The organism is Lysinibacillus sp. FSL W7-1291, assembly GCF_038593415.1.
GTDB classification, from domain to species: Bacteria; Bacillota; Bacilli; order Bacillales_A; family Planococcaceae; genus Lysinibacillus; species Lysinibacillus fusiformis_D.
Genome location: NZ_CP151994.1, coordinates 2,601,415 through 2,627,968, shown reverse-complemented (window position 1 = coordinate 2,627,968; position 26,554 = coordinate 2,601,415). Strand labels below are relative to the sequence as shown.

Here is a 26,554-nt window from a genome sequence, read left to right as displayed (position 1 = left end):
ACTAGTTTCCATGAAAGGGGAAATATTCGATGAATATGGTTTTAACTGCCAGTAAACGTCAAAAAGGACGACAATCTTCATTAACACAGCTTCGACAAAATGGGGACATTCCTGGTGTTGTCTACGGCTTTCAAATGGAATCAACAGCGATTACGTTAGATGCTAGAACCTTTGCAAAACTGTTAGCAGCACATGGTACGAAAAGTGTTTTTCAACTAGATGTAGAAGGAAAACGAATTAATGCCGTATTAACAGAAGTACAACGTTGTGCATTAAAGGGCAATGTTAAACACGTTGATTTTAAGTCCATCAATATGTCAGAGGAGCTAGAAGTGGACATTCCAGTAACAGTGACTGGTCATGCTGTCGGTGTTGCGGATGGCGGTTTCCTGCTACAGCCAAATCGTGAGGTACGCATCAAAGTGAAGCCAACTGAAATTCCAGAAACTATAGAAATTGATGTTACGAATGTAGCGATCGGCACGTCTCTTTATGTAGGAGATATTCGTCAGCAGTTTTCGTTTGAAATTTTACAAGAGGATGACTTCACATTAGCAACAATTACACCACCACCTGCTGAAAATGTACAAGAAGAAGATACTGTGGATGGTACACCAGAAGTGATAGAAGCAACAGGACAAAACGGTGCTGAACCAGAAGCATAGAGGAAAGAGGAGCCATTTTACGCTACGTAAGTGGCTCCTTGGTATTTTCTATAACAGCTGCTGTATAGATTTCCGATAACGATAATAAACGACTACATACATCCCACATATTGCTAAAAATAGCCAAGGTGGAATAAAGCGCATAAGGGCAAAGGGTGTTTCAAATAAAAAAGCCAAAAGGAATGCTAAACCTTCTTTCTCCCATAAGCCAGGTGTATAATAGGCAGCTTTTATACTGAAAAAGGAATCGAAGCCATCATTGGCATACAAAATCATTAACAAAAGAAAAGAGAGTAACGCCCAATGGCTTGCATGCTGCATTAAACGTTTATATTTAGCAATATACGAATCATTATCCGAAAATAATTCATCGTTGCCATCTTTTCTTTTTAACCAATAGTAGGTTCCATCATACGACTTTTCTTTTAAAGGGCGCCACCCAAAATCCTCATGTAATTGCTTATAGTTGGGTTGCTCTTTTTTTCGAAGATCTTGCTGATAATCAATTCGGATAACTTGTTCAAGATCTGTAGTATGTTTAAATGTATAAAAGCCTGCTGAGTTTATGTTTGTGCAAACTAAGCCTTGGGATAACATTTGATTTAACCATTGTTCTTCCTTTTCAATATCAAAAAAGATTTTAAACTTTATCATGTTCATCAGCTCCCTCATATAAAGATAAAATTCGTTGCAATCGCTGTTGCTCGGCAGCTAATATATTTAGCCCTTCAGCGGTTGTTTGATACACCTTGCGTCTAGAATCCTCGGTTGCAACAGGAGTAATCCAATGATATTTCAACAAATTTTCTATTGCCCCATACATGGTGCCAGCAGCAATTCTCACACTGCCAGCACTCATTTCCTCGATTTTTTGCATCATGGCATAGCCATGTAACGGTTCACGTAGAGCAAGTAAAATATAATGCATGGTTTCTGATAAAGGCAGTAATTTATGTTTTTTCATTAGGTCACCTCAACTATACAGTTTAACTATATAGTTTGATTATATATAGTTGGACTGTATATTGCAACTGTATAAAAAAAGACAATGCATTTTTGCATTGTCTTGTAAGCTTATACAACAGCGCTTTTCACGCCAGTCCATCTCATAAATAATTTTTCATTATAGGTTAAGGCAAATTGTACAATGGGTCCAAGCCCAAATGCCATAATGACTGTACCAATTCCAATAGGGCCACCTAGTAAAAAGCCAATAACAGCGACAGTCACTTCCATTGTTGTACGAGAACGTGTAACACTCCAGCCAAGCTTATGGACCATCATTAACATTAACGTATCACGTGGACCGATTCCCAAATTGGCTACCATGTACATACCGCAACCCCAGCCTAATAAAACTAACCCTGTAAGATAGGAGACAAGTTGCATCCAAAATCCATCGATATCTGGCAACCAATAATTAAATATATCAATAAAAATGCCTGCTAAAAACATATCAATAAAGGTCCCTGGTAATGGAAATTTTTTTGTGATCAGCATATCAAATGCTAAAATGGCAAGTCCCAATATAATGGACCAAGTGCCGATTGTTAAACCCACTGTTTTTGTTAAGCCAATATGTAGTACATCCCAAGAGCCAACGCCAAAAAGCTGCCCTTTAATTGTTAATGTAATGCCAAAAGATAGCACGATAATGCCTGTTATGAAAAACAAACAGCGCGTAAAGAAAGCTTGTTTCATTTTTTAACCCTCATTTATCTGAAAATTCCTATTATCCATCCAACTATTATAACAAATAGATTTTCAATATGGCCGAAAATTGTCATTTCACATTTTTCAAAAAAAGGCGGTTTAGCTTTTTGAGGAGAGGGCAAAATAGATATGTAGATGAAAGGATGGGATGAAATGACTTCTGTACGTGATGAAATTTTAGAAGTTTTAAATCGAGAAAAGATTGGAACGATGGCGACTGTAGAAAATGGAAAACCGTACTCTCGTTATATGACGTTTCAACATGAGGACTTTGTATTATATACGGTAACGAATAAACATTCAGAGAAAATGGAAGAACTTCGTAAAAATCCCTATACCCATATTTTATATGGCTATGAAAATGAAGGCTTTGGGGATACGTATGTTGAAATAGAGGGCCAGCTTACGGAAGTCCATGAAGAGGGGTTAAAAAATAAACTAGCTGAATTTTTTACGAGTATCTTCGTTGGTAATCAAGACGAAATGGTGACCTTGAAAATTGAACCTATTCGCATGCGCTTGATGAATAAAAAGGGGCAACCACCAAAAGAGCTAGAATTTTCGAACGACCATTGATGGATGGTCGTTTTTTACTGTACTACTATAAATACTTGCAATGATCGGTATTTTTCAGGCATGATAGTTCTTAAAAGAAAAAGGAGTATAGGCTATGACAACAAAATTACAGAAGTTAACGCAAAATATCTTATCATCTCAAGGGAAATTAGAGGCAGATTTCATACTGAGAAATGCTCAAGTGGCCGATGTTTATACGTTAACGTGGAAAAAGGCAGACATTGTTGTGAACAATGGTACGATTGTGGCACTGGATCACAACCACAAATTTCAGGCAAAAGAGGAACAGGATGCAGCAGGAAGCTACGTCATTCCTGGATTAATTGATGGTCATATACATATAGAATCTTCCATGCTAACGCCGGGGGAATTTAGTCGAGTTTTACTACCTCATGGTATTACCACAGTCATCACAGATCCACATGAAATCGCCAATGTCGCAGGAGCGGAAGGCATCCAATTTATGCTCGATGATGCACAAAAAGCGGATATGGATATTTTTGTGATGCTGCCATCAAGCGTACCTGGTACACAGTTTGAAAATGCAGGTGCAACACTAACAGCTCAGGATTTGGCGTCATTTCTAAAACATGAACAAGTTCGTGGCTTGGCAGAAGTCATGGATTTTCCAGCCGTATTAAATGGGGAAGAGGGCATGCTTCAGAAAATTTTATTATCACAGCAAGCAAACCTAGTAATCGATGGGCATTGTGCTGGCTTACAGAGCGAACAAATTACAGGCTATCGCGCTGCAGGCATACTGACAGATCATGAATGTGTGACAGCCGAAGAAGCCATTGATCGTGTAGAGCAAGGGATGTATGTACTGATTCGAGAAGGCTCAGCAGCTAAAAATTTACGTGATTTATTACCGGCTGTTCAGCCACATAATGCTCGTCGCTTTGGTTTTTGTACAGACGATAAATATGTGGATGAGTTAATCGATGAAGGTAGCATCAATTATGATATAGCTATGGCAATAGCCGAAGGGATGACACCATTACAGGCAATCCAGTTAGCAACTGTGAACACAGCAGAATGCTATCGTTTATTTGATCGAGGGGTACTTGCCCCAGGCTATAAGGCAGATTTTGTGTTAGTCGAGGATTTGTCGACGATGCAGGCAAAGGCTGTATGGAAAAATGGTCGAAAGGTTGCTGAAAATGGAGAAATGCTGACAAGTCGTCAAGAGCTAATTGTTCCTGCTCATATCCACCAATCAGTGCATTTACCAGCCATTACAAAGGATAGGCTACAACTAGCTTTCACAAAGGGTACGAAGGCTAATGTTATGGAGATTGTTCCAAATCAGCTCATTACCAATCATGTAGTAATGGATGTACCTGTGAAAGAAGGCGTTTTTGAACCATCTGTAGAACAAGATTTACTGAAATTGGCCGTAATTGAACGACACCATCATTTACACACGACAGGTCTAGGCATTGTCAAAGGCTTTGGTTTACAAAAAGGGGCAGTAGCCACAACCGTAGCACATGATTCACATAATGCCCTTGTCGTAGGGACAAACGATGAGGATATGATACTTGCGCTTGCACGCATTCAAGAAATCCAAGGGGGCTTTGTGATTGTAGCAGATGGCAAAATTCTAGCGGAGATGCCATTAACCATTGGCGGCTTGATGACAGATGCCCCTGCTCAGCAAGCAAAGGAACAGCTAGCAGGCTTGCATAGTGCATTAAAGACGCTCAACCCAACATTAGATTTCCATTTTCTACTGACGTTTTCTTTTGTGGCATTACCAGTCATTCCTGCACTAAAACTAACAGATACAGGATTATTTGATGTGACAACCTTCCAGCACATCTCTGTAGAAGCATAGACGAAAACGACCTAATAGCTTAAAGCTTTAGGTCGTTTTTGTATTTCGTGTTGATCTAAGTAGCTCTGAGACATCTTTTATACTTCCGATAATTATATATTTAGTAATCTTTTTGATAAAAATAAAAAACAGACAACATATTTCATTGACTGTTTTAGGATCTATTATTCTTTTAAAACACTAGGTTTATCGAAAGAAACAATATCTATTATATGGTCAAGACAAACAATTTGGTAATGAATTAGGTCTTTGTAGGAGTATATTTCCTGAGCAATTGTTCCATTACTTACAAAATCTAAATAGGTAGACTTTGAGAATAAACGTACTGAATGACCAATAAATTTATCTTCTGAATTTACAAAATGAAATGACTCATCGAAAACAGAATAGGCTACATACGAATCAAATTCTATATGTATCACTGGTAATGTCTTATCAATTTCAATTGGGTTGACATCATATAATGTATATTCACCAACATTTACATCCTCGCTTTTAGAACTGATAGAAGCTCTTTTAATAGAAATTCTCAATGAATTCGTACCAGGCTCTACTATATTATCTAAAAAAACAAAACCTTTTTGCTGTATCAAATCCTCATAGTTCATCAAATCACCCTTCCATATTTATATATAAGGTTTTGGTCATTTTATAATTTGAAATTTAAAATGTCAATAATAAAATAGTTGATAAAGGATAAAAAAATATTGTTTTTCGATAAAAAATAATTGTCTTAGAATATATTTTAAGCTTATGATTGTAGGTGGCAGGATCTGAATTTTGCACACTAAAAATAGTTAAATGAAGGAACAAGGTAATGACGAAATATATGATTGCTTCAACACCAATTAGATTAGGTGTACTTAGTTTTTGATTTTATAATGATAGGGAGTAATGTAGCTCTGGAAGGTATTCTAATAGGATTTTTATTGGATTTGTTTGTGTAATTGGCACAGAGATAAATTCTTAAAAAAAGGGGATTGCGGGAAATGGTAGTTAAGTGGTGATTTTATAAATTGTTAATGGCATCTGATAAAATGCCTAGGTTTGAAGAGCCGTATTTGGAAGATAAGCAAATTCCAAATACGGTTCTTTATGTTGATTATATAAAATTATTGTTACGTGATACCGCCGCTATAGCATGAATCAAAAGTTTTAGGGTTACAATATTCATTACTTTATTTTTTATCTTTCATTGTCCAGTCGTTGTGCATAATATCTTGAAGAACATTTTTCAGTTGTATAAATTGCTGCTCTGAGATATTTGATTGTTGCATTACTTGTCGTGACACTTCTGGTAGCATACAACGGACATTACTGCCTTCTTTTGATAAATAAATTTGCATTTGTCGTTCGTCATCCTTGGAACGCTCACGACAAATATAGCCCTTCGCCTCTAACTTTTTGAGCAACGGTGTTAATGTACCTGAATCTAAAAATAAACGTTGTCCCAATTCTTTCACTGTTATTTGTTCGTTTTCCTCCAAGGCTAATAAAGTGATATAACCTGTATAAGTTAGATCATATGGCTTTAATAATAATGTGTATTGTCGAATGATTTCCTTTGATGTGGCATACAAAAGAAAGCACAGCTGATTATCTAAATGATTAGGCATAAAAATCCCCTCTTTAAGTTCTTCTCATTACATTTATATTAAAAATAAAGTTCCTACTTGTCAAACGCAATTAAATTGTGTACAATTCGATTTGTAAAAATTAAATTGTGTACAATTTAAAATACTAATATAGATATGGGGTTTTCGGTTATGAAAGAATTATACTCAACTACAATGATTAATGATGGTGGGCGTAGTGGCACATCATATGCAGAGGATCAATCACTCTCTTTAAAAATTGCACCACCAGGCTCAAAATTAGCTAATGTGACAAATCCAGAGCAATTATTTGCGGCAGGTTATAGTGCCTGCTTTAATAGTGCATTAGATTTAATTAAACGCCAAAAAAAACTAAACAACGCATCAACAATTAAAGTAACAGTCAAATTAATGGAACAAGCTACTTTTGACTATGTGCTTGCTGTTGACATCGAAGGACATATTGAAGGATTAGCATTGGAAGAAGCACAGGAATTATTAGAGTTAACACATACAGTGTGCCCATATTCAAAGGCAACAATGGGAAATATCAATGTAATAATTAAAGCAGTTTAAATTTTTTTGAAAAAGAGGGAAATGACATGTTATCAACTACACCATTAAAACAAATTATGCAGGAGCGAAAATCAGTTCGTAAATACAATGCTAATATTAAAATTTCTCGTGAAACAATAGTGCAGCTGTTGCAAGATGCTACTTCAGCGCCTTCTTCAAGTAACATGCAACCATGGCGATTTATTGTCATTGATGATAGGGAAATTCAAAAGAATATTAATTTCTTTTCGTTTAATCAAGAGCAAATCGAAACAGCCTCTGCCATTATTGCTGTCATTGGTGATACTGAAATGTATTTAAATGCAAAGGAAATCTATGCAAAAAATGTGGAATTAGGCTATATGCCAGAAGAAATTGCCAATAAGCTTGCTCAAGACGCATTAACAATGTATGGCTCAGCTTCGGCAAAAACATTAGAAAATATCGTACACTTTGATGCTGGCTTAGTTTCTATGCAAATAATGCTATTGGCGAAAGAAATGGGTTATGATACAGTTCCAATGGGTGGGTTTGATAAAGCTAAATTTGCTGAGTACATGGAATTACCTGCGAATGAAGTACCTATACTATTATTAGCAATTGGTGAAGCAGCTGCACCAGCTTATGGCTCTTCACGTCTTTCAATTGATCACATTGTAAGGTTCAATAAATAATGTTAGAGAACGACTCACATTAAAAAATAGCCAAAACAAAGGCTTCATAATATGATTTGACTTTAAAAGGGGAGGGTGAAAGCTCTCCTTTTAGCGTGCTTGAAAGTAATACTTGTTTCTTTTCCATTTAGCAACCTCTTTATAATCAATTTTTTCGATCTATTTTATCGAAATAATCATCTTTATCGATTTGTAAAATCATAATAAGATATAAGCATTCGGAAACAATAGTAGGGAATTTTAAGGAAGAGGGGATAATCAATATGTCAATAGCAGTTATTTACGGTGGAAATCGTCCGAATGGGAATGTAGAGACACTGACAAAATTAATCACGCAAGGCTTAAATGTTGAAGAAGTTTATCTAAAGGATTATGTCATTCAACCAATAATAGATAAGCGACATGAAGAGGGGGGATTTTCCGAAGTAAACGATGATTATAACGCCATCATAGATCGTATACTCCCGCATGATATTCTTGTTTTTTCGACCCCTATTTATTGGTATAGCATGACAGGGGCGATGAAAAACTTTATTGATCGGTGGTCACAAACTTTAAGAGACCCAAATTATCCTAATTTCAAAGCAATGATGTCTTCTAAAAAAGCCTATGTAATTGCAGTTGGTGGAGATCAACCTTATATGAAAGGTTTACCAATGATTCAGCAGTTTCAACATATCTTTGACTTTATTGGCACAACCTTTGAAGGGTATATTTTAGGAGAAGGAAACAAACCAGGAGATATCCTTCAAGATTTAACAGCGTTGTCTGCAGCTGAATGTCTTCGAAAAGAATTACAATAGCATTTTGTTTCTGATGTATGTTAGCTACTAAAAAAGATCATTTATGCTCTTATGTTAAAGACATATAAAGAATAGAACAAAATTTTCTCCCGCGATTTAAAAACGGATTTGGACGATATGTAGCTTCCAAATCCGTTTCTTTTTATTTGATTAAAGGTTCTTTTGTTGTCGCTCGGTTTGGCAAAATCGATTACCATGTTTTTTTAAATTCTCTCGAGCATCAGAAAGTCATAACGTCGTGACGTAAATCGTAGATAGGTTCAATGTTAAATCCTTGGCTATATAAATTGTCGTGTGGTACACCTGCTAACATGATATCTGTTCATTATTCGACATTGCTTTGTTGTCCAGAATTTACGATGAATCATGAGACGCAACTTCTTTCTTTCAACTACTAACTAGTGTAAACTGGATTTTACTATCGATTTTTACGAATGTTTCGGTAAAATCTATCGGAAAATCCGAATGAAGGGGATTAAGTGAATGGATATGAAGCAGCTCCAAACGTTTTTAACGGCATCTGAAACATTAAGCTTTACCCAGACAGCACAGCGTCTCGACTATGCCCAGTCCAGTATTACAGCCCAAATTAAAACATTAGAACAAGAATTGGGTGTTATTCTTTTTGAGCGGCTAGGAAAACGCATTGTCCTGACAGAGGAGGGGAAACATCTCCAACAGTATGCAAAAAAAATGCTAGAGCTAGATCATGATATGAAAAAAGCGATGTCCAATGAACAGGCGCAAGTTGTCTTAAAAGTGGGGGCACAGGAGAGCCAATGTGTCTATCGACTGCCAACTATTTTACAACAATTTCAACAAGCGCACCCGCATGTGAAAATCATTTTTAAGCCAGTGCATACGACAGACATTGCGAAGGAATTATTACAAGAAGGCAAACTCGACGTTGCATTTATAACAGATACATATCAGGAAACCGCCATGCTACAGCGAGAACGATTGATTCAAGAACAGCTTGTTTTTGTCAGTGCCTCTAAAGAAATCAGGCAGCCTTTATCTGCTCAACAACTATCAATTGAAACTATGCTGTTAACAGAAACGGGTTGCTCTTATCGGAACCATTTAGAAGCACAGCTACAGCAAGAAGGTGTCTTGCCTTCACAAATGATTGAGTTTGCCAGTATTGAGGCGATAAAGCAATGTGTGATGGCAGGCTTAGGTATCACGTTTTTGCCTAAAATGGTTGTAGAAAAAGAGTTGGAAAGTGGAAATTTAGTGGAGCTACCGTCCTCAATCGACCTAGCGCCCATTTATACAGATATTGCATGGCATAAAGATAAGCATATGCATGCCTATTTACAGGATTTTATTGCTATAGCCAAGCTTAGCTATGAAGCATTTGGCAATGAAAAAAGAGCCTGAATGAATCAGACTCTGTTGCAAGCTATTGCTTCTTTAATGTACCAGAGAAATTAGTGCTTTCATTACGCTCTGCACGGCAATCAATCTCGGACACTTTCAGGGCGTTATTAGATAAACGCTCTACCTCGACGACACAACGATTGCCATTAGAGGATTTATTCATGATGGCTTTCGTACTGCTTGTGATTGTGGCGGTACCATTGACACTACCTGAAGCGGTGCCATCATTCGCCGTTAAAGCAAGAGAAAAGCTGTTGTTTGTGGCATTGGAAATGATGGCATCGCGGCGATTAAAATCATTTGTTCCTTTTCCCCATTTATAATAATACGTATAAACGCCTTCCCAGGCACTCTTACTAGGGGTATTTTGCTGTAATGATTTATCGAGCTGGTTTTGAGCATTTTTCGCTCTTGTACTTAAAGATACATTGTTGGCATTATCATGAATGGACTGTGCGTCCGCTGAAATTTCATAAAAATTTCGTTCATCCATGCGATAGAGCATCGTGACAACTTGTGCACGTGTCATATTGTTCATTACGCCATAAAACTTCTGTAAATTTCGATCTTCATACTGTGGATTTTGCCCTGAAGAAATATAGGTATCAAGTAAAAATTGAATAGATTGATCTAACCCTTTCTTCCCGCTAGCTAAATGAGCAATTGCTTGTGCCACGACACCGCGCTTCACAGTAGCCGCTCGAATTCGGTTATCAAAATAACCATTTAAAGGTACACCATAGCTAGCGAGTTGGTTATAAAATTCATCCGACCAGTTTGCCGTAGGGGTCTGTTTCTTTAACTCATCGATGGGTGATTCAAGCTCATAAAAATTAGCTAGCAATTTGGCCAACTGCTGTTCAGTAATCGTGGCATTTGGTTTAAATGTACCATCTGTAAAGCCGTTGACAATATCATACTCTTCTGCCCATACAATCGCTTCATAGGCATAATGATCCTCTGATACATCTCGAAAGCCAGAAGCTTGTACATTGCCTGCACTGGCTACAATCAGAATGGAAAATAATAAGGTACATACTAATTTTTTCATTCGTCGTTTTCATCCTTTCTTGCTCGCTTTAGTAATAGTTTGCAGGAAATGGATAAAAACTGCAAATTTTTCTAGCACAAAAAATAATCGCTGTCCCTTGTGGGGAAGCGATTATTTACGATGTAATTATTGGGCTGTGTAGCCACCATCTACAGTTAATGTGTTACCTGTCATAAAGGTTGAATCATCACAAGCCATGAATAAAACAGCTTTTGCCATTTCTTCTGGTTGTCCTAAGCGTTGCATAGGTGTTACTTGACGTAGTGGCTCTTTGCTTTCTTCTGGAATAATCGGTGTATCAATAAAACCCGGGCATAGGGCATTGACACGAATACCACGAGTAGCAAACTCCAATGCTAATGAACGCGTTAAATTAATAACGCCCCCTTTTGCTGCATTATAGGCGGCTGATCCTGGTGAGCCAACCCAACCATACATCGAAGCCGTATTAACGATTGTACCGCTATTCACTTTCAGCATTTCTTTAATGGCAGCCTGCGCCATTAAAAATACACCATCTAAATCTACATTGACAGTTTGACGCCATTCCGCATAAGGAAGCTCCTCAGTTGGTGTGACACGACCAATTCCAGCATTATTAAAAAGGACATCGATTTTGCCAAATGTCTCAATTGTTGTTTGATAAATAGCTGCTACTTCATTTTCGTCTGTTACATTTGCTTTGATAAATATAGCCTTTGCACCAGCTGCCTGTAATTCGGCAGCAAAGGCTTGGCCTTTTTCCTCGTTTAAGTCCACAAGTACTACTTTTGCGCCTTCTGCTACAAATAATTGAGCGGTTGCGGCACCAATACCAGAAGCACCACCTGTAATGATTGCGACTTTATCTTGTAATTTCCCCATATATGACACTCCCTTAAATTATAATTTTTTCTTGCACACTGCGTAAATGACGGTGTACTTTTATTGTAAAACGCTTGAAATTGGAAACAATCATTAATGTCGTAGCAAGTGTCTAACTAGTAGACATATTTGCCCGAAATGTCTAAAAGGGAGGAAGTAAAATTGCCAAAATGGACACAAAGACAGGAAAGAACCCGTCGTCATTTTTATGAGGCGTTTGTCGAATTAATTAAAAAGCATGGGTTTCAAGCCTTGACAGTGAAGGATATTGTGGAACGAGCTGGCTATAACCGTAGTACTTTTTATGTGCATTTTCAAGATAAATTTGAGTTAGCGGAAAATTTGCTCGAACAGATGTTGAATGGTCTGGAAGTCGCAGTAGGTGAACCTTATTTATATGGGGAAAAGGTGTATACGACGAAATTGAAAGCACCGTCCTTTAATATTATTCATTATATTTACAAGCATCGACTATTTTTCGAGCTGCTGAATGTTGAAGATACAATTCCTGGATTGCATACACGTATGCCCCTAACCATTACAAAAATATATCAAGAGCAATTTAAATTTGAAACGATCAATCAGCAGCCAGTCAATATGGACATGTTCAAGCATTATACTTCATACGGTTTTTATGGATTGATGATGCAATGGATTGCAAGTGGTTATGAAAAATCGGAAGACGCTTTAATTAAGGATATTATCGAACTAACTAAAACTCATATTTATGCATTTGAATTTATATGGAAGCCACTGGAAAAAGAAGAGTGAAAGGTTTGTATAATATATTTTGCATTTTTATAAAAAATCTCTAATGAAATAATTAGAGATTTTTTTGTTTGGGCGAAATTATATTTTCTTAATGAAAAAATTTTTTCAAAAGAAATTTTCATAAAAAGGTTGAATTATTTTTGTTTTAAGCATATATTTTTCCTAAGGGAAACAAAATATCTACAGAGAAAGAAGAGTGCGTGTATGAAAGATTTAGGTGATATCAAACTGACAATTTTTCCAATGGTCATTTTAATCCTTCTGGCAATACTATGGAAACTCACAGATTCTGTAGGGGCAGGCATAGTGTTAATACTTTTCTGGATGAGCTGGCGCCAGCTTATTAGGAAAATGAATATAAATTAAGCGATTGTATGAGAAAAATCGGTGATGTGAACGACAGCAGTTGCTAAAAGGCGGGCATGACAGGAAAGGTATGGCTTGTCCGCTAACTCACTACTTCGTACATATTAGCTATTTTTCAAGCAATCACTAAAAAAGAGAAAGATGAGGTAAAAAAATGAAACAATGGTTAGGTGTAATGGTACTATCACTCTCCCTTCTATTATTCGGTTGTTCAACTGAAACAGAGGGAAAGAAAGAAGGCATTGTTGTCGCAACAACTGGACAAATAGCCGATGCAATCAAAGAAATTAGTGGCGATCATTTACAAGTATCAGCATTGATGGGCCCAGGGGTAGATCCCCATTTATACAAGGCGACACAAAGTGATTTATCGAAATTGGATAAAGCAGAAGTCATTTTTTACAATGGCTTACATTTAGAAGGCCAAATGCTCGATATTTTTGAACAAATGGCGAAGGACAAAACGGTTTTAGCAGTGGGCGAGACATTAGATGAAAAGCAGCTCCTTGCAAGTGACGATGATTCGATGCTACATGATCCGCATATATGGTTTGATATTGAGCTATGGAAAGGCGTTGTCAAAGCAATCAGTACACAACTTCAGGAAGAATACCCTGAATTTAAAGATGATTTTCAAACGAATGAAGCATCTTATCTAAAGAAGCTGGATGATTTACAAAGCTATGCTCAAAACCGTGTGAACGAAATACCACAACAGCAACGAATCTTAGTAACTGCTCATGATGCGTTCAATTATTTTGGTAGAAGCCAAGGGTTTGAAGTACGTGGTTTACAAGGGCTTAGTACAGATTCAGAGTATGGTGTTAAGGATGTTCAGGAAATGGTTGATTTTTTAGTAGAAAATAAGATTAAAGCTCTCTTTATAGAATCGAGTGTATCCGATAAAGCGATGAAGGCTGTTATTGAAGGGGCTAAAGAAAAAGGTCACGACATTGTCATCGGTGGGGAATTATTCTCAGATGCCATGGGTGCTGAAGGAACAACGGAAGGTACATATATTGGTATGTATCAACATAACATCGACACAATCGTCGATGCATTAAAGTAGGTGAATGGTATGGATGCATTAACAGTAGAAAATCTATCAGTAGCATATGATAAAAAAACAGTATTAGAGAATGCCTGTGTGACGGTACCTAAAGGTCATCTAGCGGCCATTATTGGTCCGAATGGTGCAGGGAAATCAACCTTTTTAAAGGCCATTTTAAATCAACTTCCTAATAAAGTAGGAAAGGTTGAAATTTTAGGGAAGGTGTTTGAGCCGAAAAGTTTAGTTGTTGGCTATGTCCCTCAGCGTAATGCTGTGGATTGGGATTTTCCTACAAATGCGCTGGATGTAGTGCTCATGGGACGTTATGGCCATACGGGTTTATTTAAAAGACCATCCAAGCAAGATAAAATTGTTGCGCGACAAGCGTTAGCAAGCGTTGGGATGCTGGACTTTGCAGAGCGCTCCATCGGACAATTGTCAGGAGGTCAGCAGCAGCGTGTATTCCTAGCTAGAGCACTTGCTCAAAATGCAGATATTTATTTTTTAGATGAACCATTTGCAGGTGTAGATGCTGCGACTGAAAAAACCATTATTGATATTTTAAAAGATTTAAAGGCACAGGGAAAAAGTATTTTTGTCGTCCATCATGATCTTCAAACCGTCAAAGAATACTTTGATTATACGATTCTATTAAACAAAACGATTTTAGCATCAGGTGCAACAGAAGATGTTTTTACACCAGAACAATTACAAAAAACGTATGGTGGTAAACTATTCATGATGCAGCATGCGTAAGGAGGGACACAATGTTAAGTGGTAATTTATTGTGGGTACTTAGTGGAACAATGCTATTGGGCATTGCAGCTGGTATAACAGGCACCTTCTCCTTCTTGCAAAAACAAAGCTTAGTTGGTGACGCTGCGGCACATGCAGCATTACCAGGTATTGCGCTCGCATTCCTGCTAACAGGTCAAAAGGAATTGCCGGTTTTAATGCTAGGAGCGGGCATCACATCTGCATTATCTGTGTATTGTATACAATGGATTGTATCGTTTTCAAAAATGAAGGCTGACGCTGCCATTGGTTTAGTCCTCACTGTATTTTTTGGTGTTGGTGTAGTATTTTTAACAGTTGTCAACCGTAGTCCACTTGGTAATCAAAGCGGTCTGAATAATTTTATTTTTGGCAAGGCAGCGACGATGACCAAAGCGGATTTAATGTGGCTGTTTATTAGTGCAACCATTATTATAATGGTTAGCCTCTTACTCTATAAGGAATGGAAGCTACTCATCTTTGATCCTGTATATGCAAAAGGGATTGGCTTACCGATTGAGGCTTTAAAGGCAACCTTAACAGTTTTAATTGTGATGACAATTGTCACAGGTATACAAGCTGTCGGCGTCATATTAATGTCTGCTTTATTAATTATTCCTGCTGCAAGTGCCAAGCTATGGACACAAAAATTAAGCACGATGCTTATTTTGAGTGCCGCGATTGGCGGAATTGCTGGCATAACAGGAACTTTTATTAGTGCGATTCGAACAGGGTTATCGACTGGTCCGATTATCGTCTTAGTAGCAGCAGGAATATTCTTTATATCGTATTTTATTAGTCCTGCAGGTCAAATTAGTAAATATCGTAGAAAAATGCAATTTCGAAAGCAGGGTGATGTAGGATGATCGAATTTTGGGTTGTATTCACAGGATTATTAGTTGGTGTGACATGTGGGATTGCAGGTGTCTTCCTCATCTTGCGTAGAATGTCCATGATCGCAGATGCCATCAGTCATACGGTGCTCTTTGGTATTGTGATGGCCTATCTTGTTACCCAGACATTAAATGGCTTTTGGATGCTTGTAGGCGCTGCGTTTGCAGGAATTTTAACAGCCTACCTTGTGCAATTATTGCATTCTTCTGGCATTCAAGAAGATGCCGCAATAGGGGTGGTCTTTACCTCCTTGTTTGCGGCAGGTGTCCTTCTGATCACCTTATATGCCGGCAATGTCCATTTAGACGTTGAACATGTTCTAATGGGGGAAATTGCTTTTGTACCTTGGGATAAATGGACACTGCTTGGGCTAGCGATGCCTAAGGCCGTGTGGATGTTGTTACTCGTCCTAGTAATTAATATTGCCTTCTTGCTATTATTCTTTAAAGAAATGAAGCTTGCCACTTTTGATCCTGTGTATGCGGCTACTATTGGGATTCCTGTTGTATTTCTTCATTATGGCTTTATGACATCCATTTCGTTCACAACTGTTGCGGCATTTGATAGTGTAGGGGCCATTTTAGTAGTGGCCATGTTGATTGGACCAGCCGCCACTTCCTATTTAATTAGTAAGACGATTAAGCAAATGTTTGTCTATAGTATGCTCTTTGGTGCTGCTGCTTCTGTTATCGGCTATTATTTAGCGAAGTTTTGGGATACTTCTATAGCTGGTATGATGGCGACAACGGTAGGGTTAATATTTATTGTGACGTTCATCAGCCAAAAAATAATCGAACGTAGAAAAAAAGCACTTGTCCATAAGCTAGAAATGTCTTAACGAAAAACACCGTTTGATGCGCTCATCAAACGGTGTTTTTTCTTTATAGATGGAAGTTCAAACTTTTGGATGAGTATTTCAGTTAGGAAAAATAGTATACTCATTAAGAAATGCTAGAAAGAGAAGGCTTAGATTCTAACAAATTTTTCTATATTTTTATGTACGAATATTTAATAGTTTGTTACGATAAATTTTATTGAAGAAACAACAAGGAGAACAGCATGTGGAGAAATCGAAACGTATGGATTATTTTATTAGGTGAATTTGTCGTCGGACTTGGCCTATGGGCAGGCATTATTGGAAATCTAGCCTTTATGCAAGAGGTAGTACCTTCAGACTTTCACAAATCATTAATTATTTCCTGTGGTATTTTAGCAGGCTTGGTCGTCGGTCCAATGGCAGGACGCATCATTGACCAATCGAAGAAAAAAACGGTTGTCCAAATGGCAAGTATCGGACGAATCATTAGTGTTTTATTTATGTTTATCGCACTTTATACCAATTCGGTTATTTGGATGATTCTTTTTTTAATTACGTTGCAAATAGCAGCCGCATTTTATATGCCTGCCTTGCAATCGATTATTCCAATGATTGCGAAGGAACAAGATTTAATTACGCTTAATGCTTGGCAAATGAATGCCAGAACCATTTCAAGAATTGTTGGCACAGCCGCAGCAGGGTTTATGTTAAGCTTCTTTGACTTAAAATGGCTATATATTATTTCATTTATTGTCTATGTGATCATGTTTGTTATTACAAGCTTACTGCAATTAGATGAAACGACAAATGCAACACTGACACACAAAGATAAAGGAAACTTTAAAGAAGTATGGCCTATGGTGAAGGAGCATCCGGTCGTCCTGATGACACTCGTCTTAATGTTAATTCCCACATTATTTTTAGGCTCTTTCAATTTAGTCATTATGAAAATTTCTGAAATCCATCAATCAACAACCATCTCAGGATTGTTATATACAGTCGAAGGCATTGGCTTTATGCTAGGTGCTGCAGGCTTAAAAATAATTGCTGAACGTGTACACATGGGCACACTGCTCTTTTCATTAGCCTTTATTATCGGCTCAATGGAGCTATTATTATTACTGGCGGAAATTCCTTTTTTTGCTTTAGTGGCATTTGGGGTCTTTGGCTTTTCAGTCGGCTGTTTTTTTCCGACAACGATGGTTATTTTCCAGAAACAAGTACCGAAACAGTTCCACGGACGTTTTTTCTCATTCCGTAATATGATTGATTCGGTCGTCTTCCAAGTCGTGCTCTTATCTACAGGGATGATGCTAGATTTAATCGGTTTAAGTGGCATGGGGCTTATTTTCGGGATTATTAGCTTAGGTTTAACAACTACTTTCTTACTCTATTCTAAAAAGAAGAAAGTGGTTATGCATGCGTATTAATTCAATGTAACCCATGCTCTACACCAATACCTATAGCGATATAAGGGTGGTGGCAGATGAAAGGAACTGTCTATGAAATGAGGACGGTTCCTTCTTTATTTTATAGATTCAATTAATCTTGATTGGTATGCATAGAATACCTTGAAGATGATGGCACTTTAAAAGGGATATTTACATAGATAATACATTATATTTAGAGAAGGAAGGTTGAAAAATGGTTGTAAAAGATCAAGGTTCAATAGAATCCTATATAGCGTCCCCAGAGAAACTAAAAAACTTATATAGGCGTGTGTTGGTCGTTGTCAGTCTATCTCAAATTTTTGGTGGGGCTGGGCTTGCAGCAGGTATTACAGTAGGTGCTCTGTTAGCCCAACAAATGCTAGGAACAGATGCTTATGCAGGTGTACCGTCTGCATTATTTACGTTAGGCTCTGCAGGAGCAGCTTTCATTGTAGGGAAACTGTCGCAGCGATATGGTCGTCGCACAGGCTTAGCAACAGGTTTTATAGTCGGTGGAATAGGGGCCGTAGGTGTCGTTTTGGCCGCTATAATGAATAGTGTGATCGTTTTGTTCGCTTCTCTATTAATCTATGGTGCTGGCACTGCGGCGAATTTACAGGCTCGCTATGCTGGGACGGATTTAGCCAATGATAAACAACGTGCCACGGCGATTAGTACGACTATGCTGATGACAACGTTCGGTGCTGTTTTAGGTCCGAATTTAGTAGAAATGATGGGGAGAGTGGCGCTATCCATTGGTGTTCCAGCTCTTGCAGGTCCTTTTCTATTATCTGCGGTTGCCTTTATTGTCGCAGGGCTTGTGTTATTTATTATGTTGCGTCCTGATCCTTTAGAAATAGCTAAGGCCATTGAGGCACATCAGCAAAAAATGAACAAAGATAATAAAGCACCATCCTTGCATACAGCTGGCAATAAAAGAGGGCTAGCAGTAGGGGCAACGGTGATGGTTCTGACACAGATTGTCATGGTCGCAATCATGACGATGACACCAGTACATATGAAACATCATGGACATGGAATATCGGAAGTAGGCATTGTTATTGGATTTCATGTAGGGGCTATGTATCTGCCATCGCTTGTAACAGGTATTCTTGTTGATAAAGTTGGACGAACAGCCATGAGTATCGCCGCCGGTGTTACCTTGCTACTAGCGGGTTTATTAGCGGCATTCGCTCCAAGCGATTCGATGGTTTTATTAATAGTAGCACTTTCTTTACTGGGGTTAGGCTGGAACTTCGGTTTAATTAGTGGTACCGCACAAATTGTTGATGCGACCGAGCCGTCTACACGTGCAAAAACACAAGGGAAAATGGATGTTTTAGTTGCACTAGCGGGGGCATCTGGTGGTGCTCTATCAGGAATGGTCGTAGCGAATGCTAGTTATGCGGCATTGTCCTTAGCAGGAGAGCTATTGTCTTTACTGCTCATTCCCGTAGTGATTTGGTCTAAAAGAGCTTGAGCATAGTATATACTACATTGGTTACGAAACAATCTTGTTTGGGGATAGTTTCAAAGTTTAAAGAGTTGCTTCAAAGAAAAGTGAACCTTTTCCTATAGTTATTTTCTTTCTCGATAAATAGTATTTTAATAAGAAAAAATGGCTGCTAATGGTGAAAAAGCAGACGAAAGCTGTACCTCTCATTTTTCAAAGTAAAAATCTAACAAGACAAATAAAAACACCTTTCGTTGATAAACTTATCAAATCAACGTGAAGGTGTTTTTCTATGGGGACAAAAGTTTTTATCCAGTGTGAAAATGGAAGAAGTTGAAATGTGAATAGCGTGAACTCTATAAAATAAGCGGGAAAATTAGAATTTCTAAGTTTATCTATTCATACAAAATATAGTTTTTTAGTAAAAAATATGTCAATATTGATCCCTAAATCCACTCATTATTAGAAAAATGTAACAAATATAGACTTATTTAGTTTGTTTTAGTGGTTTTTCAAAAAAATAAACGACATAAAAATCTATTTTCATCATTAAATAGCCTAATTATGTTGTTTTTTGCCAAAATATGTGTCTTTCCCTAAAATTTATGTTATTAGGGATGTCTATTCTTATTAAGAACTTTCCTAATATCAATAGTAGATTAGAGGTGTACAAATGTAGAACAAATTGTAATAAAAATATTGTGGCAATCTATGTAGGGAGGTACAAACAATGAAAAAGAAAATAATTACAGGGTTGATAATAACATCGATTGTTGCTACTGGAGTGAGTCCTATCCATTCTTTTGCAACGCCTATAGTGCAAGTAGAAATGCAAGAAGAGAACGTGGCTCTGTCCTCATCATTAAGAAAATTAGGTGCACAATCAAAATTGATTCAAATGTATATAGACAAAGCTTTGATGAACCCTAATGTACAGTTAGAGGAAGTACCAGCTTTAAATACAGAGCAATTTCTAATAAAACAAGATATGAAAGAGTGGGCAGTGGAACTTTATCCAAAGTTAATTTTACTCAATTCAAAAAGTAAAGGCTTTGTAACAAAATTTCAGGCCTATTATCCTACATTAAAAGAATTTGTAGACACTAAGGAAAATAAGGAAGGCTTTTTGGATAGATTGGAAGTTCTTCAAGAAATGGTTCTGACAAACGAAGAAAGTGTTCAATATCAAATGAATGAGCTAACAGATCTTAAATTACAGCTTGATAAAAAACTAAAAAATCTCGATACTGATGTGATAAAAGCGCAGGAGGTACTAAGCGCAGAGGGAACAGGGAAAATAGACAAGCTAAAGGCTGAATTACTAAATACAAAAAAATCAATTCACAATGATTTACAGCAAATCGCATTGATACCAGGAGCTTTAAATGAACAGGGACTCAATATTTTCCAAGAGATTTATAGTCTTTCAAAAGATATCATTGAACCAGCAGCTCAAATAGCGGTGGCAGCCTATAACAAAGGAAAGGAAATTAACCACGCTATTCTAGAAGCAGAGAAAAAAGCAGAGCAAGAAGCAAAAGAACAGGGGAAATCTATTCTAGAGATTGAAACAGCTAAAAAAGAGGCTCGTGAAAAAATTGAGAAAGATAAACAAGCTGAAATTGCTGCAGCCGCTGCTACAAAATCAAAAGAGTATGACCTTATGAAAACAATTGACCCAGAAAAAATCAAAAAAACATATAATACCTTCGCTGAAGTTAACAAACTAATGGCTGAACAAAGAGCATATTTAGATGATTTAGAGATCCAAAATCAAAAACTATATGATTTAACAAAGAAACTAACAATAGCAGATTTACAACAATCCATGCTTCTTCTTATGCAGCATGATTTGCATACATTTGCTAGTCAAGTAGATGTAGAAATTGACCTATTGAAACGCTATAAAGCAGATTTGAACCTAATAAAAAATAATATAACAAAATTATCAACTGATGCTGATGCGGCGAATCAACTGTCTCAACAAGATACATTAAGAAGATTAAAAAATATAATCAATCAATTTGAGGAACAGGTTAATAAATTTTGATGCTTAGAATTTGTAAAAACCTATCGAAAAGTAGGGAGGAAAAAATATGAAGAAATTTTCGTATAAGGTGTTAACCTTGGCTGCATTGACAACGCTTTTAACTGCTAATAATAGTACATCTATTCATGCGTTTGCACAAGAATGGAGCGCTCAAAAAGAGGTCGTTCAAAAACAGGATAATTATGAATTAGGACCTGAGGGACTGAAGAAGGCGTTAGCGGGAACGGGATCTCATATTCTTGTAATGGATTTGTACGCAAAAACAATGATTAAGCAACCGAATGTAAATCTCTCCAATATTGATCTAGGGTCAGAAGGGGGAGAATTAATCAAAAATATTCACCTTAATCAGGATCTGTCTCGAATCAATGCAAATTATTGGTTAGATACAGCGAAGCCAAAAATTCAAAAGACAGCACGTAATATCGTGAATTACGATGAACAATTTAATAATTATTACGACACATTAATAGACATTGTCCAAAAAAAAGATAGGGAGGGGCTAAAAGAAGGCATTGGTGATCTAATCAGTTCAATTCATACAAATTCAAAAGAAGTGACAGAAGTAATTAACATATTAGAAAATTTCAAAACGAAACTCTATACAAATTCAATTGATTTTAAAAATAATGTCGGTGGTCCAGATGGGAAGGGTGGATTAACAGCCATATTAGCTGGAAAAGAAGCATTGATTCCACAACTTCATGCTGAAATTCAGCAGCTATCTTCCACTCAGAAAGACCATTTTAACAATGTTTTAGCATGGTCAATTGGAGGAGGATTGGGAGCAGCTATTTTAGTTATTGGGACGATTGCAGGAGGGGTAGTAATTGTTGTGACTGGTGGAACAGCAACGCCGGTTGTTGTTGGTGGCCTTACAGCACTCGGTGCAGCTGGTATTGGTTTAGGGACAGCATCCGGTATTATGGCATCTAATCATATGAATGCCTATAACGAAATTTCCCATAAAATAGGGGAATTAAGCACGAAAGCTGATCTTGCTAACCAAGCCGTTATTGCACTTAATAACACAAAAGACACGTTGACATATTTGTATCAAACAGTGGATCAAGCAATCATGTCTCTAACAAACATCCAAAAGCAATGGAATACAATGGGGGCAAATTATAAAGACTTATATGATAATATCGATCAAATGCAAGATCATAAGCTCTCTTTAATACCTGATGATTTAAAAGCAGCTAAACAAAGTTGGAATGATATTCATAAAGATGCGGAATTTATTGCAAAAGACATTGCTTTCACACAAGACTAATGCACAAAAACTTAAAAAGTATATAGGGAGGAATATAAAATGAATAATAAGTTTCTTTACAATCTACTTGCTGTATCAGCCGCTTTAACCCTGACATCCACTTCTATAGTATCACCAGTAACCGCTTATGCAACTACAAGCAAAATGGAGCAAACGAACTATGATGATACGTCTCTTTCAGCAAATGAAGCCAAAATGAGAGAAACCTTGCAAAAGGCTGGGCTTTTTGCAAAATCTATGAATGCTTATTCGTATATGTTGATCAAAAATCCAGATGTGAACTTTGAAGGAATAAATATTAATGGATACGAGGATTTACCGGGTAAAATTGTACAAGACCAAAAGGATGCAAGAGCACACGCCCTTACATGGGATACGAAAGTAAAAAAACAGCTGATTGATACATTGACGGGGATTATCGAATACGATACCAAATTTGAAAATTATTATGACGTCATTGTATATGCAATAAATGCAAATGATGGAGAAACATTAATAGAAGGAATTACAGATTTACGAGAAGAAATTCAAGAAAATCAAAAATGTGCACAACAATTAATAGAAGCGTTAACGGAATTAAGAGACAATATTGGAAAAGATGTCAGAGCATTTGGAAGTAACAAAGAACTCTTACAGTCAATTTTAAAAAACCAAGGGGCAGCAGTTGAGGATGATCAAAAACGTTTAAATGAAGTTTTAGAATCAGTAAACTATTATAAAAAATTAGAATCTGATGGAATAATAACAATAGCGGTGCCTACTATTCCTACACTAATTGCTGGCGGTATTATGTTGGGGATTGCAAAAGAGAATTTAAGTCAATTAGAACCGTTATTAAAACAATTACAACAGACAGTTGATTATAAATTAACATTAAATCGTGTAGTTGGAGTTGCGCATAATAGTATTAGTGAGATGTATAATGCACTTGATGATGCGATTAATGCTCTTACTTTTATGTCTGCACAATGGAATGACTTAGATTCTCAATATACAGGAGTACTCAGACATATTGAGAATGCAGCTGATAAGGCCGAACAAAATAAATTTAAATTTTTACTTCCTAACTTGAATGCAGCTAAAGACAGCTGGAAAACATTAAAAATAGATGCAGTCACATTAAAAGAGGGAATAAAAGAATTAAATCTAGAATCTTCAAAGTAGATTACTTTACTTTTTGCTATTGATAATTGGTATGAATTTCTATTGCATCGTTTTTTATGATAAAAAAAACGATGCAATGCACCTGTTAATTTCATCTAATAAGACTTGTATTTTAAAAGAAGTAGATTGGGAAAAACGTTTTTTGAAGCTACTCTTTATAGCTTGTCTATCCATTTTCAAAAAACATTGGATATTGGAGTATAATAGAATGCTTTTGTTAGATCTGACATACTCACCTCAACTAAAATTGGATAAATGGTAGTTTTTAGTGAGTGAAAGAGAAGGAGATAGTATTTATGGTGATATTAAAAAGTAAGAAAATAATCGCAAGTATATGTTTTTTCTTTACAATGCTTTTTTCTTTAGGTGGTGTCCACTTAACTTCTCTGGCAGCTTCCGAACAAAATAATCTAAATTTATCAGAGTGGATGAGAGAAATACCTAACTCTCGTGCATTAGCAGAAATTTCTATTCCAGGAACCCATGATAGTGGTACATTCAAACTGGAGGATCCTATAAAATCCGTATGGGCAAAAACGCAAGAAAATGACTTTCGCTCTCAAATGGATCAAGGTGTCAGATTTTTTGACATCAGAGGACGTGTAACGGATGATAATACAATTGTTCTACATCATGGACCTGTTTATCTTTATGTAACACTCCAGCAATTTATTAATGAAGCCAAAGAATTTTTAAAAAGTCATCCAAGTGAAACCATTATAATGTCTCTAAAAGAAGAGTATGAATCCATGCCAGGAGCAAAAGAGTCATTTGCTAGAACCTTTGAAAATAAGTATTTTGGAGATTCTATTTTCTTGAAGACAGAAGGGAATATAACTTTAGGGGATTCTCGTGGAAAAATCGTACTCTTAAGAAGATATTCTGGTAGTACGATGACTGGTGGATATAAAAATTTTGCGTGGAAAGATAACGCAACATTTACTTCTATGACAAATGGTAATGTGAAAATAACGGTACAAGATAAATATAATGTGAACTATGAGGAAAAGAAAGCAGCAATTGATAGTATGCTAAAAGAGACAGCATTAAATAAAGATAACCCAAATCACATTCATATCAATTTCACGAGTTTGTCTTCTGGTGGTACGGCTTGGAGTAGTCCGTATTACTATGCTTCCTACTTGAATAGCATTACTGCGGCTAAAGTGAGATTAGAGCATCTAAAGAATCTTGAAACAAAAGCTGGATGGATCATTATGGACTATATAGGTGATAGATGGAATCCGAAATTACATGAAGAGATAATACGTTCTAATTTTCGCAATCTACCAACTGATGAGCCACACTTATTTGAGCATATAGATGGAGAGGGAATAGATTTGACTTATCTTCCACATTCTCAATGGAATGATCAAGTGTCATCCATTTTATTAAAACCTTATACAGAAATAACTATCTATGAGCATAGTAATTTTACAGGGAATAGTGTAACGATAGCAAACACAACTGGTTCAGCACAATTATTCAATTTAATGTCTTATAACTTCAATGACAAAATGTCAGCCTATACGTGGAAACTAATTCGTTAAGATTATCATACGAACAGTATTTATAAGCGTATAATCTTAGACCTGCCACTCTTACTAGCGTTGATGTCACGCTGTGCATGACAAAAAGGACAAGTTCATTATCCCTTATAAGGTGATTTCTCCACCTAGAAAATTAAGTGGCGTCATCTTTGAACAAAGATAAATGTTCCAGCTGTGATTTGGTTTAGAAGTGCAGCGTAGTACAATTGTATAGAAGCGCTTTTTAGATCTTACCCATATCTTTTTAGGGTAAGATCTTTTCAATCGGAACTATTTTGCGGGAGAAGCGTCACAATGTTAAATTGTAGGAAAGCGAAGAGTAGGTATAGAAGTGGAGTTAATCACAGATAAATTAATCATGATTGCTTTATTCATTTTAATCATTCATGCTATTGAGACACTTGCTTATGCTGTACGTTTATCAGGGGCACGTGTTAAATTACTAGCATCGGCTTTATCTCTTTTTAATGTGATGGTTATGGTGTCGAGGCTGGCGAATATGATGCAGCAACCATTTACAGGAAGTCTTGTTGATACAGCACCAGCCGATCAGGCTTTGATACATGTAGAAAACCAATTTCGACTGATTATTGGAGCGGCATCACTTGGAACATTACTAGGGATCTTACTAATCCCAACCTTCATAGCTATTTTTTCAAGGGCTATCGTCCATTTGGCAGAGGAAAGAGGCTCAATCCCCGCTTTATTGAAAAAGGGCTTTACGTTTGAATATGTAAGACGAGGTATGAAGCACATTGATAAACCTCATTTTACTTATTTAAAAGGTATTAGCTTACGGGATATACCAATGAAATTATTTGTTATCAATATTGTCATAACAGCGATTTATACCATTGGCGTTTTATCTGCTTTGTATGCCACTTTGTTAGTACCAGAACTAAAGACTACTGCGGTTATGGCATCTGGATTAATCAATGGCATAGCGACGATACTTTTGATTCTATTTATTGATCCTAAAATATCCATACTGGCCGATGATGTTATCAATAAGAGAGGAAGTTATCTTGAATTAAAAAAAGCTTCCGTTATGATGATGTTCTCTAGATTTTTAGGAACGATTGTGGCACAGCTATTATTGATTCCTGGCGCCCATTATGTAGCGTGGTTTGCACAGCTGATTGCTTGAATAGAATCCTCTTCCTTTATCGTTTTTTCGTATAGAGGAAGGGGGTTTTTTATTTTTGGGACGTCAGCTATTGATAACAGTGTGTGGTAAAA

At 36.7% G+C, this 26,554-nt stretch carries 25 protein-coding genes and 1 pseudogene; 19 read left to right on the top strand and 7 right to left on the bottom strand.

The genetic code is table 11. From position 1 onward, the window contains the following. Window positions 1-29: 29 nt before the first annotated feature. Entirely contained in the window at window positions 30-665 is a 636-nt protein-coding gene (locus tag NST76_RS12730) for a 50S ribosomal protein L25/general stress protein Ctc (protein ID WP_058844554.1), read from the top strand. 48 nt (window positions 666-713) lie between these two features. Here NST76_RS12730 and NST76_RS12725 read toward each other — a convergent pair whose 3' ends face one another. The 3 genes from NST76_RS12725 to NST76_RS12715 all read right to left on the bottom strand — a co-directional run bounded on the left by NST76_RS12725 (window position 714) and on the right by NST76_RS12715 (window position 2,366). Continuing rightward, complete coding sequence (locus tag NST76_RS12725) at window positions 714-1,319, bottom strand: DUF2812 domain-containing protein (RefSeq protein WP_271910150.1); 606 nt, start codon at window positions 1,317-1,319, stop codon at window positions 714-716. Further along, entirely contained in the window at window positions 1,306-1,629 is a 324-nt protein-coding gene (locus tag NST76_RS12720) for a PadR family transcriptional regulator (RefSeq protein ID WP_058844556.1), read from the bottom strand. Before NST76_RS12720 ends, NST76_RS12725 begins: the two co-directional genes overlap by 14 nt. A 110-nt stretch (window positions 1,630-1,739) precedes the next feature. Next, window positions 1,740-2,366: a membrane protein gene (locus NST76_RS12715; protein WP_036123571.1), complete on the bottom strand. Its 627-nt coding sequence runs from the start codon at window positions 2,364-2,366 to the stop codon at window positions 1,740-1,742. Window positions 2,367-2,531: 165 nt separating this feature from the next. Between NST76_RS12715 and NST76_RS12710 the strand changes: the two genes are divergently transcribed. Both NST76_RS12710 and ade read left to right on the top strand, forming a co-directional pair. Beyond that, window positions 2,532-2,954, top strand: coding sequence for a pyridoxamine 5'-phosphate oxidase family protein (locus NST76_RS12710; protein WP_101966783.1), 423 nt, complete (start codon window positions 2,532-2,534; stop codon window positions 2,952-2,954). A 94-nt stretch (window positions 2,955-3,048) separates the two neighbouring features. After that, a complete protein-coding gene (gene ade / locus NST76_RS12705; RefSeq protein WP_058844558.1) occupies window positions 3,049-4,794 on the top strand; it encodes an adenine deaminase in 1,746 nt (581 codons plus the stop codon). Between the two features lie 164 nt (window positions 4,795-4,958). Here the strand turns inward: ade and NST76_RS12700 are convergent, their stop codons facing one another. Continuing rightward, window positions 4,959-5,402 (bottom strand): hypothetical protein, encoded by a 444-nt coding sequence (locus tag NST76_RS12700; RefSeq protein WP_340809158.1) that lies wholly within the window; start codon window positions 5,400-5,402, stop codon window positions 4,959-4,961. A gap of 570 nt (window positions 5,403-5,972) precedes the next feature. Then, entirely contained in the window at window positions 5,973-6,416 is a 444-nt protein-coding gene (locus NST76_RS12695; RefSeq protein ID WP_244504837.1) for a MarR family transcriptional regulator, read from the bottom strand. A gap of 144 nt (window positions 6,417-6,560) precedes the next feature. Between NST76_RS12695 and NST76_RS12690 the strand changes: the two genes are divergently transcribed. The 4 genes from NST76_RS12690 to NST76_RS12675 all read left to right on the top strand — a co-directional run bounded on the left by NST76_RS12690 (window position 6,561) and on the right by NST76_RS12675 (window position 9,804). Then, complete coding sequence (locus tag NST76_RS12690) at window positions 6,561-6,965, top strand: Ohr family peroxiredoxin (protein WP_036126965.1); 405 nt, start codon at window positions 6,561-6,563, stop codon at window positions 6,963-6,965. Window positions 6,966-6,991: 26 nt separating this feature from the next. Further along, the gene (locus NST76_RS12685) at window positions 6,992-7,618 is read left to right on the top strand and encodes a nitroreductase family protein (protein WP_036126964.1); all 627 of its coding nucleotides are present in this window, start codon (window positions 6,992-6,994) and stop codon (window positions 7,616-7,618) included. Between the two features lie 263 nt (window positions 7,619-7,881). Next, window positions 7,882-8,421, top strand: coding sequence for a flavodoxin family protein (locus tag NST76_RS12680; protein ID WP_089932594.1), 540 nt, complete (start codon window positions 7,882-7,884; stop codon window positions 8,419-8,421). 483 nt (window positions 8,422-8,904) lie between these two features. Further along, a complete protein-coding gene (locus NST76_RS12675) occupies window positions 8,905-9,804 on the top strand; it encodes a LysR family transcriptional regulator (RefSeq protein WP_036126960.1) in 900 nt (299 codons plus the stop codon). A 22-nt stretch (window positions 9,805-9,826) separates the two neighbouring features. On the opposite strand, the gene NST76_RS12670 is transcribed toward NST76_RS12675, so the two are convergent. Both NST76_RS12670 and NST76_RS12665 read right to left on the bottom strand, forming a co-directional pair. After that, window positions 9,827-10,855 carry an S-layer homology domain-containing protein gene (locus tag NST76_RS12670; RefSeq protein WP_036126958.1) on the bottom strand — a complete coding sequence of 343 codons (1,029 nt, stop codon included), beginning with the start codon at window positions 10,853-10,855 and terminating at the stop codon, window positions 9,827-9,829. A 126-nt stretch (window positions 10,856-10,981) separates the two neighbouring features. After that, window positions 10,982-11,719: an SDR family NAD(P)-dependent oxidoreductase gene (locus NST76_RS12665; RefSeq protein WP_089932596.1), complete on the bottom strand. Its 738-nt coding sequence runs from the start codon at window positions 11,717-11,719 to the stop codon at window positions 10,982-10,984. A gap of 162 nt (window positions 11,720-11,881) precedes the next feature. Here NST76_RS12665 and NST76_RS12660 point away from each other — a divergent pair, with 162 nt between their 5' ends. The 12 genes and pseudogenes from NST76_RS12660 to NST76_RS12605 all read left to right on the top strand — a co-directional run bounded on the left by NST76_RS12660 (window position 11,882) and on the right by NST76_RS12605 (window position 26,462). Next, on the top strand, window positions 11,882-12,490 hold the full coding sequence (locus NST76_RS12660; RefSeq protein WP_342543953.1) for a TetR/AcrR family transcriptional regulator: 609 nt from the start codon (window positions 11,882-11,884) through the stop codon (window positions 12,488-12,490). A gap of 520 nt (window positions 12,491-13,010) precedes the next feature. After that, on the top strand, window positions 13,011-13,925 hold the full coding sequence (locus tag NST76_RS12655; RefSeq protein ID WP_036126954.1) for a zinc ABC transporter substrate-binding protein: 915 nt from the start codon (window positions 13,011-13,013) through the stop codon (window positions 13,923-13,925). A gap of 9 nt (window positions 13,926-13,934) precedes the next feature. Further along, on the top strand, window positions 13,935-14,663 hold the full coding sequence (locus NST76_RS12650; RefSeq protein WP_036126951.1) for a metal ABC transporter ATP-binding protein: 729 nt from the start codon (window positions 13,935-13,937) through the stop codon (window positions 14,661-14,663). A gap of 11 nt (window positions 14,664-14,674) precedes the next feature. Next, window positions 14,675-15,547, top strand: coding sequence for a metal ABC transporter permease (locus tag NST76_RS12645; protein ID WP_036126949.1), 873 nt, complete (start codon window positions 14,675-14,677; stop codon window positions 15,545-15,547). Then, window positions 15,544-16,413: a metal ABC transporter permease gene (locus NST76_RS12640; protein ID WP_089932599.1), complete on the top strand. Its 870-nt coding sequence runs from the start codon at window positions 15,544-15,546 to the stop codon at window positions 16,411-16,413. The genes NST76_RS12645 and NST76_RS12640 overlap by 4 nt, the downstream gene beginning before the upstream one ends. A gap of 221 nt (window positions 16,414-16,634) precedes the next feature. Beyond that, window positions 16,635-17,822 carry an MFS transporter gene (locus NST76_RS12635; RefSeq protein WP_036126945.1) on the top strand — a complete coding sequence of 396 codons (1,188 nt, stop codon included), beginning with the start codon at window positions 16,635-16,637 and terminating at the stop codon, window positions 17,820-17,822. A 214-nt stretch (window positions 17,823-18,036) separates the two neighbouring features. Further along, window positions 18,037-19,302, top strand: a complete 1,266-nt coding sequence (locus tag NST76_RS12630) for an MFS transporter (protein WP_342543951.1) — start codon at window positions 18,037-18,039, stop codon at window positions 19,300-19,302. A 703-nt stretch (window positions 19,303-20,005) separates the two neighbouring features. Further along, the gene (locus NST76_RS12625; RefSeq protein WP_089932603.1) at window positions 20,006-21,325 is read left to right on the top strand and encodes an HBL/NHE enterotoxin family protein; all 1,320 of its coding nucleotides are present in this window, start codon (window positions 20,006-20,008) and stop codon (window positions 21,323-21,325) included. Between the two features lie 46 nt (window positions 21,326-21,371). Further along, window positions 21,372-22,601, top strand: coding sequence for an HBL/NHE enterotoxin family protein (locus tag NST76_RS12620; RefSeq protein WP_089932605.1), 1,230 nt, complete (start codon window positions 21,372-21,374; stop codon window positions 22,599-22,601). A 39-nt stretch (window positions 22,602-22,640) separates the two neighbouring features. Beyond that, on the top strand, window positions 22,641-23,765 hold the full coding sequence (locus NST76_RS12615) for an HBL/NHE enterotoxin family protein (RefSeq protein WP_036126924.1): 1,125 nt from the start codon (window positions 22,641-22,643) through the stop codon (window positions 23,763-23,765). Window positions 23,766-24,115: 350 nt separating this feature from the next. Further along, window positions 24,116-25,054 (top strand): annotated as a pseudogene (locus NST76_RS12610) (phosphatidylinositol-specific phospholipase C domain-containing protein); the annotation flags it as partial. A 619-nt stretch (window positions 25,055-25,673) separates the two neighbouring features. Then, window positions 25,674-26,462 carry a lipid II flippase Amj family protein gene (locus NST76_RS12605; protein WP_342545278.1) on the top strand — a complete coding sequence of 263 codons (789 nt, stop codon included), beginning with the start codon at window positions 25,674-25,676 and terminating at the stop codon, window positions 26,460-26,462. Window positions 26,463-26,554: the final 92 nt, after the last annotated feature.

Excerpts from the sequence above, each read along its gene's own strand:
- NST76_RS12720 (WP_058844556.1), bottom strand. The coding sequence starts at position 1,629 with ATGAAAAAACATAAATTACTGCCTTTATCAGAAACCATGCATTATATT.
- NST76_RS12715 (WP_036123571.1), bottom strand. The coding sequence starts at position 2,366 with ATGAAACAAGCTTTCTTTACGCGCTGTTTGTTTTTCATAACAGGCATT.
- NST76_RS12655 (WP_036126954.1), top strand. The coding sequence starts at position 13,011 with ATGAAACAATGGTTAGGTGTAATGGTACTATCACTCTCCCTTCTATTA.
- NST76_RS12710 (WP_101966783.1), top strand. The coding sequence starts at position 2,532 with ATGACTTCTGTACGTGATGAAATTTTAGAAGTTTTAAATCGAGAAAAG.
- NST76_RS12645 (WP_036126949.1), top strand. The coding sequence starts at position 14,675 with ATGTTAAGTGGTAATTTATTGTGGGTACTTAGTGGAACAATGCTATTG.
- NST76_RS12670 (WP_036126958.1), bottom strand. The coding sequence starts at position 10,855 with ATGAAAAAATTAGTATGTACCTTATTATTTTCCATTCTGATTGTAGCC.
- NST76_RS12615 (WP_036126924.1), top strand. The coding sequence starts at position 22,641 with ATGAATAATAAGTTTCTTTACAATCTACTTGCTGTATCAGCCGCTTTA.
- NST76_RS12725 (WP_271910150.1), bottom strand. The coding sequence starts at position 1,319 with ATGATAAAGTTTAAAATCTTTTTTGATATTGAAAAGGAAGAACAATGG.
- NST76_RS12675 (WP_036126960.1), top strand. The coding sequence starts at position 8,905 with ATGGATATGAAGCAGCTCCAAACGTTTTTAACGGCATCTGAAACATTA.
- NST76_RS12685 (WP_036126964.1), top strand. The coding sequence starts at position 6,992 with ATGTTATCAACTACACCATTAAAACAAATTATGCAGGAGCGAAAATCA.
- ade (WP_058844558.1), top strand. The coding sequence starts at position 3,049 with ATGACAACAAAATTACAGAAGTTAACGCAAAATATCTTATCATCTCAA.
- NST76_RS12605 (WP_342545278.1), top strand. The coding sequence starts at position 25,674 with ATGATTGCTTTATTCATTTTAATCATTCATGCTATTGAGACACTTGCT.
- NST76_RS12680 (WP_089932594.1), top strand. The coding sequence starts at position 7,882 with ATGTCAATAGCAGTTATTTACGGTGGAAATCGTCCGAATGGGAATGTA.
- NST76_RS12630 (WP_342543951.1), top strand. The coding sequence starts at position 18,037 with ATGGTTGTAAAAGATCAAGGTTCAATAGAATCCTATATAGCGTCCCCA.
- NST76_RS12620 (WP_089932605.1), top strand. The coding sequence starts at position 21,372 with ATGAAGAAATTTTCGTATAAGGTGTTAACCTTGGCTGCATTGACAACG.
- NST76_RS12665 (WP_089932596.1), bottom strand. The coding sequence starts at position 11,719 with ATGGGGAAATTACAAGATAAAGTCGCAATCATTACAGGTGGTGCTTCT.
- NST76_RS12690 (WP_036126965.1), top strand. The coding sequence starts at position 6,561 with ATGAAAGAATTATACTCAACTACAATGATTAATGATGGTGGGCGTAGT.
- NST76_RS12650 (WP_036126951.1), top strand. The coding sequence starts at position 13,935 with ATGGATGCATTAACAGTAGAAAATCTATCAGTAGCATATGATAAAAAA.
- NST76_RS12635 (WP_036126945.1), top strand. The coding sequence starts at position 16,635 with ATGTGGAGAAATCGAAACGTATGGATTATTTTATTAGGTGAATTTGTC.
- NST76_RS12730 (WP_058844554.1), top strand. The coding sequence starts at position 30 with ATGAATATGGTTTTAACTGCCAGTAAACGTCAAAAAGGACGACAATCT.
- NST76_RS12625 (WP_089932603.1), top strand. The coding sequence starts at position 20,006 with ATGAAAAAGAAAATAATTACAGGGTTGATAATAACATCGATTGTTGCT.
- NST76_RS12700 (WP_340809158.1), bottom strand. The coding sequence starts at position 5,402 with ATGAACTATGAGGATTTGATACAGCAAAAAGGTTTTGTTTTTTTAGAT.
- NST76_RS12640 (WP_089932599.1), top strand. The coding sequence starts at position 15,544 with ATGATCGAATTTTGGGTTGTATTCACAGGATTATTAGTTGGTGTGACA.